Annotated in this window: 14 protein-coding genes; 7 read left to right on the forward strand and 7 right to left on the reverse strand. The window is 44.1% G+C overall.

What is annotated here, in order from left to right; translation table 11 throughout:
- Positions 1-192 precede the first annotated feature (192 nt).
- The 5 genes from dnaE (at position 193) to cysE (ending at position 6,907) form a co-directional block, all read left to right on the forward strand.
- Positions 193-3,903 (forward strand): DNA polymerase III subunit alpha, encoded by a 3,711-nt coding sequence (gene dnaE / locus ACP69U_RS01605; RefSeq protein ID WP_426137612.1) that lies wholly within the window; start codon positions 193-195, stop codon positions 3,901-3,903.
- Positions 3,904-3,986: 83 nt separating this feature from the next.
- Positions 3,987-4,364: an Hpt domain-containing protein gene (locus tag ACP69U_RS01610; protein WP_045447903.1), complete on the forward strand. Its 378-nt coding sequence runs from the start codon at positions 3,987-3,989 to the stop codon at positions 4,362-4,364.
- Positions 4,364-5,257: an RNA methyltransferase gene (locus ACP69U_RS01615; RefSeq protein WP_426137613.1), complete on the forward strand. Its 894-nt coding sequence runs from the start codon at positions 4,364-4,366 to the stop codon at positions 5,255-5,257. Before ACP69U_RS01610 ends, ACP69U_RS01615 begins: the two co-directional genes overlap by 1 nt.
- Before the next feature lie 115 nt (positions 5,258-5,372).
- A complete protein-coding gene (locus ACP69U_RS01620) occupies positions 5,373-5,816 on the forward strand; it encodes a YtoQ family protein (RefSeq protein ID WP_426137614.1) in 444 nt (147 codons plus the stop codon).
- 188 nt (positions 5,817-6,004) lie between these two features.
- On the forward strand, positions 6,005-6,907 hold the full coding sequence (cysE, locus tag ACP69U_RS01625; protein WP_426137683.1) for a serine O-acetyltransferase: 903 nt from the start codon (positions 6,005-6,007) through the stop codon (positions 6,905-6,907).
- A 110-nt stretch (positions 6,908-7,017) separates the two neighbouring features.
- On the opposite strand, the gene ACP69U_RS01630 is transcribed toward cysE, so the two are convergent.
- The gene (locus ACP69U_RS01630) at positions 7,018-7,536 is read right to left on the reverse strand and encodes a DUF924 family protein (RefSeq protein WP_426137615.1); all 519 of its coding nucleotides are present in this window, start codon (positions 7,534-7,536) and stop codon (positions 7,018-7,020) included.
- Between the two features lie 207 nt (positions 7,537-7,743).
- Here ACP69U_RS01630 and ACP69U_RS01635 point away from each other — a divergent pair, with 207 nt between their 5' ends.
- A complete protein-coding gene (locus ACP69U_RS01635) occupies positions 7,744-8,478 on the forward strand; it encodes a glucose 1-dehydrogenase (protein ID WP_426137616.1) in 735 nt (244 codons plus the stop codon).
- 108 nt (positions 8,479-8,586) lie between these two features.
- Here ACP69U_RS01635 and ACP69U_RS01640 read toward each other — a convergent pair whose 3' ends face one another.
- The 6 genes from ACP69U_RS01640 to pheA form a co-directional block, all read right to left on the reverse strand.
- The gene (locus tag ACP69U_RS01640) at positions 8,587-9,180 is read right to left on the reverse strand and encodes a 2-amino-4-hydroxy-6-hydroxymethyldihydropteridine diphosphokinase (protein ID WP_426137617.1); all 594 of its coding nucleotides are present in this window, start codon (positions 9,178-9,180) and stop codon (positions 8,587-8,589) included.
- Complete coding sequence (folB, locus tag ACP69U_RS01645) at positions 9,173-9,583, reverse strand: dihydroneopterin aldolase (protein ID WP_045455477.1); 411 nt, start codon at positions 9,581-9,583, stop codon at positions 9,173-9,175. The genes ACP69U_RS01640 and folB overlap by 8 nt, the downstream gene beginning before the upstream one ends.
- A gap of 50 nt (positions 9,584-9,633) precedes the next feature.
- Positions 9,634-10,596: an EamA family transporter RarD gene (gene rarD / locus ACP69U_RS01650; protein ID WP_055124102.1), complete on the reverse strand. Its 963-nt coding sequence runs from the start codon at positions 10,594-10,596 to the stop codon at positions 9,634-9,636.
- Between the two features lie 307 nt (positions 10,597-10,903).
- Positions 10,904-13,225 (reverse strand): bifunctional prephenate dehydrogenase/3-phosphoshikimate 1-carboxyvinyltransferase, encoded by a 2,322-nt coding sequence (locus tag ACP69U_RS01655; protein WP_426137684.1) that lies wholly within the window; start codon positions 13,223-13,225, stop codon positions 10,904-10,906.
- A gap of 171 nt (positions 13,226-13,396) precedes the next feature.
- Positions 13,397-14,539: a histidinol-phosphate transaminase gene (hisC, locus tag ACP69U_RS01660; RefSeq protein ID WP_314885890.1), complete on the reverse strand. Its 1,143-nt coding sequence runs from the start codon at positions 14,537-14,539 to the stop codon at positions 13,397-13,399.
- A gap of 154 nt (positions 14,540-14,693) precedes the next feature.
- Entirely contained in the window at positions 14,694-15,875 is a 1,182-nt protein-coding gene (gene pheA, locus ACP69U_RS01665) for a prephenate dehydratase (protein ID WP_045455471.1), read from the reverse strand.
- A 517-nt stretch (positions 15,876-16,392) separates the two neighbouring features.
- On the opposite strand from pheA, the gene ACP69U_RS01670 reads away from it, so the two are divergent.
- Entirely contained in the window at positions 16,393-17,334 is a 942-nt protein-coding gene (locus tag ACP69U_RS01670) for a transaldolase (RefSeq protein WP_314885887.1), read from the forward strand.
- Positions 17,335-17,448 lie beyond the last annotated feature (114 nt).

Consider the following 17,448-nt stretch of genomic DNA (forward strand, 5'->3'; position numbering starts at 1 on the left):
TCACTCAGATTAAACCCTTTGAACCAGTGGCTGTCTACGGCAAATAATGCTATTATTGACGACCCCATTTAAAACGTATCAACATGGCTATCGAGGTCTTATTTACCTTTGAACATCCATATAAATAACGGATACACATCCTTTATTTTATCGATAGCTTATTGCTTTTGATCGTACTAGTAAGAGTCTTCTATGGCATTTGTACACCTTGGCATCCACAGCGAATATTCAATCACTGATTCTATCGTGCGTATCAAGCCGCTAGTGAAAGCTGCGGCGGCTGACCATCAGCGCGCGCTGGCATTGACCGATTTGTCCAATCTGTATGCCACGGTGAAGTTTTATCGTGCTTGCCTAGGTGCGGGTATCAAGCCCATTATCGGCAGTGAAGTCATCATGGAAAATGAAGACACACGGCTCACCCTACTCGCGATGGACAACGAGGGCTATCAAAACATCACTCGTATCGTATCGCTCGGCTTTACCGAAGGACGCGCCGACGATGCCAATCATGGTGTACCAGTCGTCAAGCGCAGTCATATTTTAGCGCATGCGGCAGGCGTGATTGTCTTATTTACTGAAAAATCAGATGTCGGTCAGGCACTGGTTGGATCTATGCCAGAAAAAGCCGATGAGCTGCTAATAGAATGGCAAGCGCAATTTGCTGATCGCTTATATTTTGCGATTAAGCGTACCAATCGCTCAGGTGAAGACGCCTTTATTAAAGCGGCTATTCATTCGGGTGCTAAGCATCATATTCCTATCATTGCTCATAATGACGTGCGTTTCTTAGAGCAAGACGATTTTGATGCCCATGAAGCACGCGTCTGTATTGCAGGATCTTACGTCCTTGCCGACCAAAATCGCCCGCAAACTTATTCCGATGCGCAATACCTTAAAACCCAAGCGCAAATGCAGCAGTTATTTGCTGATATTCCGCAGGTTATAGATAATACTTTGCGCTTAGCAAGCCGTTGTAATGTGACGTTGACGCTTGGTATCAACGTACTACCTGACTTTCCTGTGCCTGAAGGTGAGACCATTGAATCGTTTTTCCGTGCAGAATCAATCCGTGGGCTTAATAATCGACTAGATAAACTATTTCCCATCGAAAAACGTAGCGATAATTGGAGCGAGTTTCGCCAAAGATATGATGACCGCTTAGAGTATGAGCTAAAAGTTATTCTTTCAATGGGTTTTCCTGGTTACTTCCTCATCGTCATGGACTTCATCCGCTGGGCAAAAGCCAATGGCGTACCAGTCGGTCCTGGTCGTGGTTCTGGTGCAGGCTCGCTCGTTGCTTATTCGCTCAATATTACCGACCTCGACCCTATTCATTACGACTTATTATTTGAGCGCTTTTTGAATCCCGAGCGTGTGTCCATGCCCGATTTCGATATTGACTTCTGTATCGAAGGTCGCGACCGCGTTATTGATTATGTAGCACAAACCTATGGTCGTGAAGCGGTCTCGCAAATCATTACCTTTGGTACGATGGCAGCAAAAGCGGTAGTTCGAGATGTCGCGCGCGCGCAAAGTAAATCGTACTTCCTTGCCAGCAAAATGTCGAAACTTATTCCCAAAACACCGGGGATTACTTTAAGCCAAGCGCTTGAACAAGAGCCGCAGCTCAAAGACTTAATCTCCAATCCTGACAATATGGATTATGAAGATGCCACTGAAGTGTGGGAAATGGCGATTAAGCTTGAAGGTATTTGCCGGAACGTGGGTAAACATGCTGGTGGCGTATTGATTGCGCCGCACAGAATCACAGATTTTAGCGCAATTTATTGTGATGATGAAGGTCACCGTGTCAGCCAGTTTGATAAGGATGACGTTGAAGCGGTTGGGCTAGTAAAATTTGACTTTTTGGGTCTACGTAACTTGACCGTGATTGATGCCGCTGTCAGAAATATCAATCTGCGCCGTGCCAAAGAAGGCAAAGATGCGTTGGTGTTAGAAGACCTACCGTTAGATGATAAAAAAGCCTACAAGCTCTTGCAAGATGCTAAGACCACTGCCGTCTTTCAGCTAGAAAGTATGGGCATGAAAAAGTATCTGGCGAAATTACAACCGACCAACATCGAAGATGTGATCGCCATGTGTGCGCTCTATCGCCCAGGTCCGCTTGATGCTGGCATGGTAGAGATGTATATCGACCGTAAGCACGGTCGCGAGGAAGTGATTTATGACCATCCCAATCTTGAGCCGATTTTAGAAAATACCAATGGCGTTATTGTCTATCAAGAACAGGTCATGCAAATCTCGCAGGTCATGGCAGGCTATAGCTTGGGCGGCGCGGATATGTTACGCCGAGCCATGGGTAAAAAGAAACCTGAGGAAATGGCCAAACAGCGCGATATCTTTATCACTGGTGCAACCGCGCAAGGTATCGACGAAGCGACGTCAGGTGGTGTTTTTGATTTGATGGAGAAGTTCGCAGGTTACGGTTTTAACCGCTCGCATTCGGCTGCTTATGGCGTACTGGCTTATCAGACCGCTTACCTAAAACAATACTACCCTGCTGAGTTTATGGCAGCCGTACTCACATCAGATATGAACAACACTGACAACGTGGTGTTCTTTATCAATGATTGCCGTGAAAACTTTGATTTAACCGTCGTTAATCCATCGGTAAATCGCAGTGAGTGGCATTTTGTTGCCGATACACCGACCAATATTATTTATGGCTTAGGTGCGATTAAAGGCGTTGGTGAAGGTGCGGTTGAGTCTATCGTTGATGCACGCCGCCGTGAAGGTCCGTTTAAAGATCTCTATGATTTTTGTCGCCGCGTTGATATTAAAAAGGTCAATAAACGCACTTTAGAGGGACTGATAAACGCAGGTTGTTTTGATGACTTTGCAGCCACCCTGCGACCAGATTTACCAGCCGATGAAGCGTACGAGATTCGCGGCGCATTAATGAGCCAGCTGCCAAGTGCCGTACAAGCTGCTGAACAAGACCGTCAGAACCGTGAAATCGGCATGATGGATTTGTTTGGTGAAATGGATGGTGTCGTCGCCGCGCCGCCACTGGTTATGACGCCAGAGCTGATTTGGGGTGATAAACATCGTTTAAAAGCAGAAAAGAACACGTTAGGATTGTATTTGACGGGTCATCCAATCAATGAATACTTGGATGAGTTAAAACGCTATACCTCAGGCACTCGTCTCGACAAACTGACTGACACGGGCTATAACGGTAGCTGTTATTTCGCCGGATTGATTATTGATATTGCCAACTTTGGTAATCGCAACGTCATTATCTTAGATGACGGCACTTCAAGGCTGGAAGTAAGCTGCTATGCCGAGCGTTTCAATCGTGTCAAAGAACAGTTGAAAATTGATGAAGTCGTCATCATCAAAGGCAGCATTCGTGAGCGTGATGGGCGTTTATTTGCCCGTCTTGATAGTGCGATGAGCATGGTCGATGCGCGCCTAAGATGGATGAAAAAAATCAGTATTAAAATTCATGGCAGCGATATCAATCTGCTGACACGACTGCAACCGTTACTCAAGTCTGCACAAGCCAGCATTATTCCAGCACCAAAACTTTCTCATGACAACGAGCAAGACGAGCAAAGTGGCAGCTTTAATGGCAACAGTGGCTACGATGCTGCGATGGGCGGAAGTTTATATGATGAAAATGGCAATGATTTATTGGCGCTAGAAAATGACATGAATCAAAATAGTGCTAGTCAAAGTTATGCCAATAATGCTTTGAGCAATACCGACACCTCGATTAATGATAATTGTCTGCCACTGGGACTGAGCATTTATGAGGAATTTGGCATCGCTAACGTAGGGCTATCTGAGCACTGGCGCATCTACCCCAACGATGATAACTTACAGCAATTAAAGAATATGGTTAGTGAAGACAATTTGCATTTCCATTATAGCTAGGGCGTATCCTCATACCTGAAGAACATTGACGTATTTATTACAAACCCTTTACCGTTTTAACTTTTAGAATTGGACATAAAACCATGGATGAAACCCCAAATAAAAATATGGCTCACCAAGCTGAAGAAATCATTAATCATGAGCAATTTGAAGACATGCGTGATTTGTTAGAAGAAGACTTTGCTGACTTGATACAAGTGTATATCACTGACAGTCAGCAGCGAGTAAGTGCGCTGCGAGTCGCTCAGCAAGAAAATGACAATGCCAATGGTTTTGAGGTTGCTCATGCGTTAAAAGGGGCTAGCGCCAACTTGGGTACGACCCAATTAATGAACTTGAGCAGCCAGTTACAAGAGCGCTGCCGCGAGCGTCTTATCAGCGAGCAATCGGCACTGATTGAAAGTATCGCCGCCGCATTGCAACGCGCAGAACAAGAAATCAATCTAAGACTGGGGTTGTAATGAGTAATGATTCCACCCCTATATTAGCAGCATCTACTCTCCACCATACAGTGAGCGACTATTTGTCTTGTGTGCAAATTGTCATGGTTAATACCACTTTGCCTGCCAATATTGGCTCAGCAGCGCGCGCCATGCACACAATGGGCTTGTCTCGTTTGACAGTTGTCGATCCCAAGCTACCAATTGATGAAACCAGTGTGTCTCATGCAGCAGGTGGAAGCGAGCTGCTATCATCAGCCTTGATTGCACCTACTTTAGAATCTGCTATTGCGAATTGCCAGTTGGTATTTGCTGCAAGTAGTCGCAGTCGTCATTTGCCCCGTCCTGTCGTGACACCCACGCAAGCTGCTAAGATTATGTTTGATTTTATCGATAAACAGTCGGCGTCGAGCAAAGACGATAGCAACGCTGATACCCTATCGGCTGCTACTGCTAGTAAACCAAATATCGCTATCCTATTTGGGCGTGAAGATCGTGGATTGACCAATGAAGAGTTGGCTTATGCCGATTATCATATCCAAATCGATGCCAACCCTGCTTATCCTGTACTCAATGTCGCGTCAGCCGTGCAAGTAATCGCTAGCTTTATTTTTGCTTACGCGCAATCACACATTCAGACAGCGGATAGTTTAGATACTGCTTTGGGCACTACTACTCAGCCAATGCTCGATGTACATTTACGTCAGCAATGGGATGAACCCGCCATTACCCAGCAGCAATTGCAACAGCTGACTCATCGCACCACTGAACTGATGGTTCAACGAGGTTTAGCCGATAGCGAAAACTTGAAGTCTTTACCATCGCGACTGTCACGACTGGGCTCACGCCTACAGCTTGATCAAAAAGAGTATCAGCTATTAAGCGCATTAATTGCCAAACTTGCAAAAGACTAAAGATTTTAATATGCCAGGTTTCTGGCGTTGAGTTGCTATTGCAATAACAGCAGTAGCATTTACAAATGCTATGATTTTAAAAATGATAGGATTCAATAATAAAAAGGAATTGATGATGAATTGGAACGTTTATTTGTCTGGAGAAATACACACCGACTGGCGACAAAAAATCATGCAAGGCGCGAAAGACCAAGGTTTAGATATTACCTTTACCTCAGCAGTGACTGAACATGAAGCCAGCGATGCCGCCGGTGACGTACTCGGTAAAAATGACAATGGGTTCTGGCGCGACCATAAATCATCAAAAGTTAATGCGATTCGCACCAAAAACATGATTCAAAAATGCGATATTGCTATCATTCGCTTTGGTGATAAATATAAGCAGTGGAACGCTGCATTCGATGCTGGCTACTGCGCGGCTTTAGGCAAGACGTACATTACCCTTCATGCTGAAGATATTATCCATCCGCTAAAAGAAGTCGATGCGGCGGCAATGGCATGGGCGCAAACGCCAGAGCAAGTTGTTGAACTGCTAAAATATGTTGTCAGTGATAGCTAAATCATAAATAATTGCCTGTAGATAAATTGTCAATGACTGGCATTTTATCTGTCAGTCGTCCGTTTTTATTTATCGCTCATCGCTATATTTTGTGCTGCAAAGCTGCTATAACTAAATAGATTGTAATCAAAAATACGATAGGACAATTTATGTCATTGCCAACTGCCTTATTCAAATCACTTTCACGCATCAAAAAAGACCTAAAAGAAGATATCGATGCGGTATTTAACCGTGACCCTGCTGCACGTAATAGCTTAGAAGTTATCCTGACCTATCCTGGTATTCATGCACTTATTTTGCATCGCGGTGCACATTGTCTGTGGCAAAACGACCAAAAGCTGGCGGCGCGAGTAATTTCTTATGGCTCACGCATCATCACAGGTATTGAGATACACCCTGCTGCCAAAATCGGTCGACGGTTTTTTATTGACCATGGTATGGGCATTGTCATTGGCGAAACGGCAGAGATTGGCAATGATGTGACCCTTTATCACGGGGTCACACTTGGCGGCGTCTCTTGGAACAATGGCAAGCGCCACCCTACTTTGGAAGATGGGGTTATCGTTGGTGCTGGTGCTAAAGTATTGGGGCCATTTACTGTCGGTAAAGGCGCCAAAATTGGCTCAAATGCCGTCGTAGTAAAGGCAGTACCAGCAGGTGCGACCATGGTCGGCAGCGCCGCTCGGATGATATCAGACCATCATGATGAAAAGGGCAATCCAATTGTCAAAAAAGTCGATGATGCCAAGCAACAAGAAAAAGTGGCGCAAGCTGCTTCTACAGATAATGGCATAAATAAAAAAGCAGTAGATAAAAAATCAATAGATGAAAAATCCACTAATCATTTAGCACGCGAAAACGCGTTTCGGGCTTATGGCATCGACCCATCCTCACAAGATCCTGTGGCTGAAGCGTTTGCTAAAATGCTAGAACATATCCAACAATCAGAAAATCGCCTCGATCAACTACAAACAGCGATGTGCAAAATCGATCCTAACTTTTGTAAAAAAGAATATGACAAACTGTGCTTAGAGGATATCGATGTGATTGGCCGTGCTGATATGGATGAGATAGGCGCTGAGCAGAAGTAATCCTCTAGCTGTCGTCGATACTGAATAAAAAAGAGGCTATTTAGCCTCTTTTTCTATTTTAACCAATTGATAAATAACGCTTTACTGACTAGCTATTTAACAGACAATATTTATAAAAAAGATGAGTCAGGCTGCGTCAAACACGCTATTTCTTCGCTACTTGAAACCCGTCCTAAAATGTCATTACGATGCGGATAACGACCAAAACGATCGATAATCACTTTATGTTTAAGCTCAGCATCCACGGTATCTGCATTGGTATATTGCTTAAATAGCTTTTCTGCTTGCTGATGAATCAGTTTTAATTCGCTGTGCATATAAGGCATCAATAAAAACTTACGTTCATCCATCGTTTCAAGTGCCTCTAATGCACCGGCAGCCACCGCCTTTTGCGCGAGCGCGAGACTCATCGCATCTTGGGCAAAAGCCGCTGGCGTATCACGGTAAATGTTGCGCGAAAATTGATCCAATATAATAATTTCTGCTAAACGCCCCTTTATGCTGCTTCGCCATGTATAAAACTCTGCATCCTTCGCTTGCTCAAGTATATCGCTGTATCGCTCTATTAGTAATTTATCAAACGCTATGTCTTTCTCAAAAAACTTCTCACTACCCGCCTCCCACCTCATCAAAACAGAAATTTAATATGTCGTTATACATCATTTCCTCACTACATTATTTAAAACAGTCAGCCAAAAGCATTATTCAAAGCTGTGTTTAAAACTATCTTTTAAAAACATCAAGTATTGACTTTTGGTTTCATAATCACTAAAGAGTATTTAGCGATTGTGTCCTATACTCTTTCATTATTCATAACTAAAAAAACAGGAAAACTCATGGCGCGTTTACAAGATAAAGTTATTATTATCACAGGTGCCGCCCAAGGCATGGGCGAAACGCATGCGCGTTTGTGTATGCAAGAAGGCGCTAAAGTCGTCTTGACCGATATTAATTCTGATAAAGGCGACGCATTAGCAAAAGAGCTTGGTGATAGCGCTCTATTTATTAAGCATGACGTTACTAGTGAAGAAGATTGGACGCAAGTTGTTACAGCCACCCAAGATAAATTTGGCAAAATTGATGTACTGGTTAATAATGCAGGTATCACTACGCACAAATCTATTTTAGATACCTCGGTAGAAGCGTATCGCAAGATTCTAGAGATTAATCAGGTGTCGGTCTTTTTAGGCATGAAAGCAGTCATTCCAACGATGAAAGCCGCCAAACAAGGTTCTATCATCAATATCTCATCAATTAATGGCTTGGTTGGCGGCGCTATCGGTTATACCGATTCTAAGTTTGCGGTACGCGGTATGACCAAAGCGGCAGCATTAGAGTGTGCCCCTCATGGCATTCGCGTGAACTCCATTCATCCAGGCGTCATTGCCACACCGATGATTATGCAAGGCGATACCAAAGATGCGGTTGAAGCATTTGCCAAAACTATTCCGATGAAACGCGTGGCTCAGCCAGAAGAAGTCAGCGGCATGGTGTTATTTTTAGCCTCTGATGACTCAAGCTACTCGACGGGTTCAGAGTTTGTCGTTGATGGTGGTTTGACCGCACAGTAGGCATAATAGTTAAACTTTTTAAATGTGATATAGGCTGGGCATTTTGCTCAGCTTCTATTTTGAGAGGTTTTAAGAAAAACACTAGGGCGTGTCCTCAATAACTTTTACTTATTTAGAATAGCATTTGGGCTGCTTCATGTGACCTCTTAAAAAATGACCTTTAATCAACTCCTCTACCCCTGCTCTTTCATGCACTTTGAATGGGTAACGATCTGCCATTACAATCCAATTAGATTCTTCAAAGCCCTTATTTTTGCTTAGGCTATTTTTATCAGAAACAACTTCTATTAATAGCGTTTCTATCAATAGAATATCGATATCCATCGTAACTTTTTTTATTGGCGTCTGAGCTTCTGTTAGACGCTGCCTATGACAGTCACCTTCAAGATCTTTAAAAACCTGCTGTAACTGTTGCAGTGTCATGGGCTCTACTAAGCGCAAATAAACGCACTGATTAGTATAATCGGGCTTTGGTTGCGCTTCGGTCGATGTAAAATCAGGATTTTCAAACGCAGTAGATAACTGTATTTCCCCTAGCGCCGCTAGATCTTTTCGGACAAGCGGCAGATAATGTTCAGCTTGATAATTACTGCCTAAAGCCAATAATACTGCCGTCACAGACTGCGTTTGCAACTGTTCAGGCGTCTGCTTTTTTAGCGTTTCAAGACTCAAATCAGCCAAATTTTTATGCATATTATGCATCATCGTCCTTGCTTACAACTGGCTTATCTTCGATGACCGTTGCATAACGCGTGATTTGGACCCCAACCGCATCGGCTTGCTTTATAGCAGTAGGCTTAGCAATGCTTAAAGTGATTTTATGACAGCTATATTTGGCAAGCAACTTATCAGCGATTTGCCCCGCTAAATGCTCTAGCAACTGCGCTTTAATGGCTTGGCACCACGCGCTCACATCATCGCAAACCGCTTTATAATTCAGCGCATCATTGACATCATCTGAGATAGCCGCACGGCTGATATCTGTTTCAAGTGCTATATCAATCAGCAGCGGCTGCGTGATTGCACGCTCCCACGCGTAAACACCGATGACTGCTTCTACTGTCAAGCCTTTAACGAATACTACATCAGATTCGGTATGAAACATGCTCTCATCCTTGTTTGCTAAATTTTAATTAGATTTTGAACTCAGGTTTTTTAATTGGTTTTCTGCAACGCCTCTTCACGCAAACGCGCGGCTTTTAGCGCTTTACTAGGGCGATGACGCCATAAGTCAATGCTGAATAATAACAGACCAAACCAAATCAGACCAAATACTGCAAGACGCTGTAAATCAAATGGCTCGTTATAATAGAACACCGCTAAAAAGAAAATAAAGGTCGGCGTCAAATAATTCATAAAACTTAAAATACTATAAGCAACGAGTTTGGTAGATTTATTAAACAATAATAGCGGTATCAAGGTAATCGGCCCTGCGATCATTAGTAGCCAAATATTCGGACTAAACCAAAAACTCAATTGACTGCTGACCACATCTGCTTGCCAGAACCACCATAAGCAAATCGGCACCAACATCGTTGTTTCGACAAACATGGCATCGACAGCTGTCAAAGGCGTCTGCCGTTGAATGGTGCCATAAGTACTAAAACTAAAGGCTAAAATCAGTGATATCCATGGCAAGCTACCAATCATAACTACTTGAATGACCACGGATAATAAGGCGAAACCGATGGCAACCCATTGCAGCGTACGTAAGCGCTCTTTGAATAAAATCATCGATAGCGCAACGCCCACCAATGGTCCGATAAAATAACCCAAACTGGCTTCGAGAATACGGTCGTGATTGACGGCCCATACATAAGTGAGCCAGTTGGTGGCAATAATCAAACCCGATATAAATGAGAACGCGATCCATCTCGGATTTTTCTTTAAGGTATCGATCCATTGCCAGCGCTTGGTGACTACCAACACAATAAGCAAGCAAGCAAACGTCCAAATAATACGGTGACCGATAATCTCGGTCGCATCGTAGGCGGCCAATTGTTTAAAATATAATGGAAACCCACCCCAGATAAAAAAGGCAATGAGTGCGGTGATGATGCCACGTCTGGTTGTTTTAATGGGCGTAACTGGTTTTTTGATGACGTTTTGGGTGGTCATAGTACAGTACAACTTTTTAGAGCAAAGCGCACTCTTGCCCCATATTAATTTTTATATCAATTCAATGGCAAAAGCGCAGGGTCACTACAGATAGGATACAAGTTAAAAAGCAATGCGCTCATGCCAATATAGGCATCAACACATTGCTAACGATAACAACTTTAAAAACAACATTTACATCAAGGCTAACGAGTAACTTTTTAGACTTTATTGAATGCTGTAGCCAGCATTTTACAATTCAGTACTTTAAAGCTCAACCTTGCAAAAGCCAATAATACTATTCAGCAAGTTAATAGAGTTTGTGGTATTAAACCGCAGCATTATCAACTTTAACAGACATTCCAATGTGATTGGCAAGCTCTGCAAATCCTGGGAAACTGGTATTGACGGTCTCAACACCTTCAATAGTAATTTTCTTGGATGCACGTAAGCTGGCAATTGCAAAACTCATGGCAATACGATGATCATGATGCGAGGTAATATGACCGCCACCAAAGACAGGCTGGCTATTATTGACATTGCTATTTTGACCCTCAATACCTTCGCCTTCAATACCCTTACCTTCAATAATCAAACCATCTTCCGTCACTGTACAATCAATACCCAGTGTTTGTAATCCTTCTGCCATGACTGCAATACGATCAGACTCTTTTACGCGCAGCTCTTTAGCACCAGTTAACACCGTACGACCTTGCGCACAGCTGGCAGCAATGAACAATACTGGAAATTCGTCAATCGCTAATGGCACTAAATGCTCTGGGATTTCAATACCGACTAAGTTTGAGCTACGAATAGTGATATCTGCGACTGGTTCGCCGCCCACATGTGTCTCATTACTTAGGCTAATATTTGCTTGCATTAATTTTAAGATATCGATAATGCCCGTGCGTGTCGGATTAATACCTACTTGCGTCAAAGTCAGCTCGCTATTTTGGCTGATCGCAGCAGCTACCATAAAAAATGCCGCAGAGGATATATCAGCAGGGACCGCGATATCACCACCTGTGAGTTGCCCGCCACCTGCTACACTGATGCGGTTGCCATCAACCGTTACTGGATAACCAAAAGCTGAAAGCATACGCTCGGTATGGTCACGACTGACTTCCGGTTGGGTAACGGTTGTGGTGCCTTCCGCCCAAAGTCCAGCCAGCAATAAGCAAGATTTAATCTGCGCAGAAGCCACAGGCATCTCATAATCGATACCTTGTAATGGCTTACCGATAGTCGCTCGACCAGTAATACTAAGTGGCGCCGTACCACTATGACCCGTGCTTTGAATGACTGCACCCATCTCGCGTAAAGGTGCGGCCACACGCTCCATTGGGCGCTTGTTCAGGCTGGTATCACCTGTCAACACGCTGTCAAATGATTGCGCCGCTAAAATACCAGCCAGCAGGCGCATGCTAGTACCTGAGTTGCCCATATACAATGGTGTTTTACTCGGTTTCAGACCGTTCATACCCACGCCATGAATGGTCAATTTTCCGTTATCAGGCCCTTCAATGGTCACACCCATATCACGGAAGGCTTGCAAGGTGGCAAGCGCATCCTCCCCTTCCAAAAACCCAGTGACCTTGGTCACGCCTGTCGCAAGGCTGCCCAGCATAATGCTGCGGTGGGAGATAGACTTGTCACCAGGAATGGCAATAGTGCCCAATACCGTATTGCTAGGAGTAATATTATAAGAAGCTGACATGGCAGAAGTATCCGTATAAGGAGTGCTGGCTAACATATGGCCAAAATGTCGCCGTGCGGCTTGCGCGCGGCCCAAAAGTCCCATCAGGGCGGTTGAATCTTTATCGATGATAAGCTGACGCATGGTCTGTAGGTAAACGCCATACTCATCAAGGGCGCTAACAATCGCGCTTTCGTTGGCAAAAAATATATCGTGCCACATTTTAGGATCACTGGCAGCGATACGGCTAAAGTCGCGGAAGCCGCCAGCTGCATAACGAAACATATCTAAATTGTCATCATGGCTCGCCAATTGCTCAACCAAATTGAAGGCTAGCAGATGTGGCAGATGACTGGTGTGTGCCAATATGCGATCGTGGTGTTCCGCATCCATTGACATAACGTTTGCACCCACCGCTTCCCATAACTGCCGCAGCTTGGTAATCGCTACATTGCTTGTAGTAGGTAGCTCACAAATAATGACACTATGATTAACAAACAATGTCGCGCGTCTGGCATGATATCCTGAATTCTCAGCACCCGCAATCGGATGCGCTGGAACAAGACCTATAGGCAATGAGCCAAAGACGGCTTTTGCAGCGTCAATAATATTTACCTTTGTGCTACAAACATCAGTAATGATGCAATCAGTGGCAAGTTGTCCATTATCCATCGCTGCTTTGATATCAATAAATACGGCTTGCACCGCTTGTACTGGTACGGCGATAACAATCAAATCACTACCAAACACTACTTCACTTAAGACAGCACTACCAATGTCTAATAAGCCGTGCTGAATGGCTTCGTCGATGCTTGGTGTATGTCTATCAACCGCCACCAAACGCTCACTTAAACCATTGTCTTTAATGGCTTGGGCAAGGCTCGCACCGATAAGCCCTAGACCAATCACACAAATCTGTTTAAATAACGGCGGCTGAGTATTCATAGACTGCATATTATTATTTTGATTGCTTATGTTTTGATTGCTTATATTGTTTTGCTGGCGACTCACGGCTTTTCTCGTTAAACAAACTAGCGTCAGAATGACTAAAACAAGCCGACACTAGTGTCATAAAAATGATTAATAAATTATTTACTTATCCAAAACGACCTAACATACTTCTGATCAATTATCAGTCAAGATTGAGCGCAGTGTATCAATCAGGCGCATATTTTCTTCTGCTACCCCTACTGTGATACGCAGCCAATGAGGTAAGCCATAGCTCTCTAATGGACGGACGATAACACCCTGCTCTAGCAATGCTTGATGAATAGAAGCAGCGGTGATGTCTTCCATCTCAACGGCTATTTCTACCATAATAAAGTTGGCATGCGACTTAATGAAACCCAACCCTAATGCGTCAAACTGCTTTTCTAACCAGCGCATTTGCTCATCATTCATCAGACGAGTTTTTTCGATAAAGTCTGAGTCAGCAAGTGCAGCCGCCGCCGCAGCCAAAGCCACCCTACTCACGTTAAATGGCTGACGGATTCGGTTGAGTAAGTCCGCGACAGCCACTGAGCTAAGCGCATAACCGACACGTAAACCCGCCAGTCCATAAGCTTTGGAAAAAGTGCGCACGATGACGACATTATCAAATTCATCTAACAACGCCCTATTATTACTTTCAGGGCTATATTCGATATACGCTTCATCTAATACCACCAATACCGAGCTTGGTATACTAGCCATAAATGCTCGTAACTCTTGAGGCTCAAGCTGCGTGCCAGTTGGATTATTAGGATTGGCGATAAAGACTATTTTAGTATTGGGGTTGTCTTGAACCGCTTGACTCATTGCTTTTAGATCATGCCCAAAGCGATGGGCAGGCACTTCTATACCTATGGCCCCTTGTATTTTAGCCAACATCGCATAAACGATAAAGGCATATTGACTGTAAACGATAGCATCGTCAGCACCAGCAAAACTACGCGCTAAAATATCAAGCAAATCGTCAGAGCCATTACCCAAAGTAATCTGCTCCACACTGACATCATTGAAGTCAGCCAGTGCTTGTTTTAGATAGTAACCGTTGCCATCAGGATAACGTGCCAACTGACTCAATTGCTCAGTAATCGCTAGCGTGACGTGCGGTGAGCAGCCTCTTGGGTTTTCATTACTGGCAAGTTTTACCACATCTGAGACGCCATACTCACGCGTCAACTCTTCAATCGGCTTGCCCGTTTGATAAGGCACCAGCTCTAAAATACTATCGTAGGCAGGTACAAGCGGTGATAAATTTGACTCTACTGAATGAGATGACGGCATGATTTATCCTTAGATATGATTTTGGCAAGTGATGTGACCCATTCGGCGTTATATCGTTGGTTCAATTTCAAAGCGAGTCAAGGGTAACCAAGTGCAGATGATTATGTGATACTTCACGCAAGGTAAACGCCATGACTCTTTTACAGTAGAAGGACTATAGCACTGCTTTTGGATAAGAACCTAGAACACGCACATCTTTTACCAACGGACGGATATCAGCGATAGCAGCGCTGACGTTTGGCTCGTCAATATGACCATTCATGTCGATGAAAAATACGTATGCCCACTTATTCGGACGCTCAGGACGGGTTTCGATACTGGTCATCGACACGCCATGATAAGACAAAGGCTTCAAAATCTCGATCAATGCGCCCGCTTTATCATGTGCTGATACGACGATAGACGTTTTATCCTGACCTGATGGCGCAATCGCTTCGTGACCGATGATAAGGAATCGCGTGGTATTGCTCGGGTTGTCTTCGATATTTGAATATAGCTTATGCAAGCCATATTCTGCAGCAGCCACATCACCAGCTATTGCTGCTGAATGCCATTCATTTTTCAAGCGGCGGGCAGCTTCGCCGTTGCTCGATACCGCCACGCGCTCGACATTAGGATAATTGACATCGAGCCAATGACGACACTGCGCTAGTGACTGCTGATGCGAGTAAATACGGCTTAAACCATCAAGTTTGGTATGTTCAGCGACCAAGAAATTCTGATGAATCGGCAGCTCAACCTCTCCGATTATCTTTAAGGTAGAAGACAAAAAGCCATCTAACGTATGGTTGACCACACCTTCAGACGAGTTTTCGACTGGCACCACACCATACATCGCTGTGCCTGCTTCAACTTCACGAAATACATCAGTGATGGTGGTCATTGGTACGGTATCAGCAGCTTTACCGAAATGCTTGAGCGCAGCAGCATGAGTAAAAGTGCCTACTGGTCCCAAGAAAGCAATGCGCTGCGGTGCTTCTAAGTCGAGACAGACCGACATAATTTCACGGAACAATCGCGCCATTTTGTCATCAGCGATCGGACCTGTGTTACGTTCCATCACCGCTTTTAGCACTTGCGCTTCACGCTCAGGGCGATAAAAAATAGGATTGCTATTGTCGGCAGTCGGGTTATTGACAATGTGTTGTTTCTTTACTGCGGCCACTTGCTGAGCCAACTTGGCACGGTTATTAATCAGTGTCTGGATTTCGCAGTCTACTGTATCAATACTTTGGCGAATATCGTCCAAAAACGCTTTTTCAGTTGCAGTATCGTTAGCCCCTGCGATGGCTTGATTTAGCTTATCCATGTTTTGCTCTGATGACTGCTCACTCATTACCGCCTATCCTTTTTCTAAAATTATTACTGAGTTTTTTACTAGTTAGGTACTGCTTTTTTAACTTTGAAGGCTTTAAATATTGCTAATTATCGACAACCAATCATCTCATTATTGAATCAGCACTCAATGACGGTCAAAGGTGTCAAGCATACTAGCAATGATATTCGATAGAAATCACACTAAATAGCAGATAGTTTCTCAAAACACCCTGTACTGCTAGCGTTGTCGTCTACTATTGCCGCATGTTAGTCATACACCAACATGCAAATGTAGCAGCCAGATCGCTGACCCGCTCTACTATAACAAAAACTATCGACAGTGCCCATGTGTAAATGCGCGTAAATTCGTCAATATTGGCAAACAGAGGCAATATGGCAGCGATGCACGGCAAAACTATGAAGGAACATCCACTCAAAACTATGTTACAGTCTAAAACTGATAGCAAATAGCACTATAAAGTAGAAAATCACCACGTAACTGAACACAATCTGTTTTTGATCAAAAAGGATATCTGATGAGCGCATTACAACAGCTTCGTACCATGACCACCATTGTCGCTGATACTGGTGACCTTGCCGCCATTGCGCGCTTAAAACCTATCGATGCGACCACCAATCCAAGCCTCATTACCAAAGCACTCCTCCATCCTGACAACCAAGGCATGCTGTCAGAAACCATGAGTCGTCATAATGGCAATATAGATGCAGTGATTGACACGCTGACCATTCAGGTTGGCTGTGATATTTTAGAGCTTATCCAAGGCCGCGTCTCTACCGAAGTGGATGCTCGTTTGTCTTATGACACTCAGGCGACGATTGATAAAGCCTTAGCATTTATGGAAGCTTACCAAAAAGCAGGGGTTAACTCAGAGCGCGTATTAATTAAAATGGCCGCGACATGGCAAGGTATTGAGGCAGCACGCTATCTTGAAACCCAAAATATTCACTGCAATTTAACGTTGTTATTTGGACAGCATCAAGCAATTGCCTGTGCGGATGCAGGCGTGACATTGATATCGCCTTTCGTTGGTCGTATTTTAGACTGGCAAAAACGCCAACAAAATCGTCAAAACGTGCCCGCTTCTGATGATATGGGCGTGCAGTCTGTGAAGCGCATTTATCAATACTACAAGCAGCATAACTATAATACGCAAGTGATGGGCGCAAGCTTCCGCTCGACTGAACAGATATTGGCGCTAGCAGGATGTGATCTCTTGACCATCGCGCCTGACCTTATCGACGCGCTGGCAGCGATGGATACTGAGGTGATACAGCAACTGTCACCTAGCATGTCATTAGATGTAGCAGACATGAAACGCGTGAGTCTAACGCGAGAGGAATATAGTAGCGCCTATCAGCAAGACACGGTTACACAAGATTTATTACCAAAAGGTATCGATGGCTTTATTGGTGCTCGTGATGAGCTTGCTCAGATGTTAGCAGCGATGCGTCATTGATATGAGCGTCGAGCGTTATAAACGGTGATGAGTATGATCAGCACTTTACAAACCTCAGTCGCAGGTTATAAAAGAAATTTGCCTGCTAATAGTAAGTTGGCTATCATGGCTCAC

It is taken from the genome of Psychrobacter sp. TWR1-1-1 (assembly GCF_049895865.1).
Classification (GTDB): Bacteria; Pseudomonadota; Gammaproteobacteria; order Pseudomonadales; family Moraxellaceae; genus Psychrobacter; species Psychrobacter immobilis_A.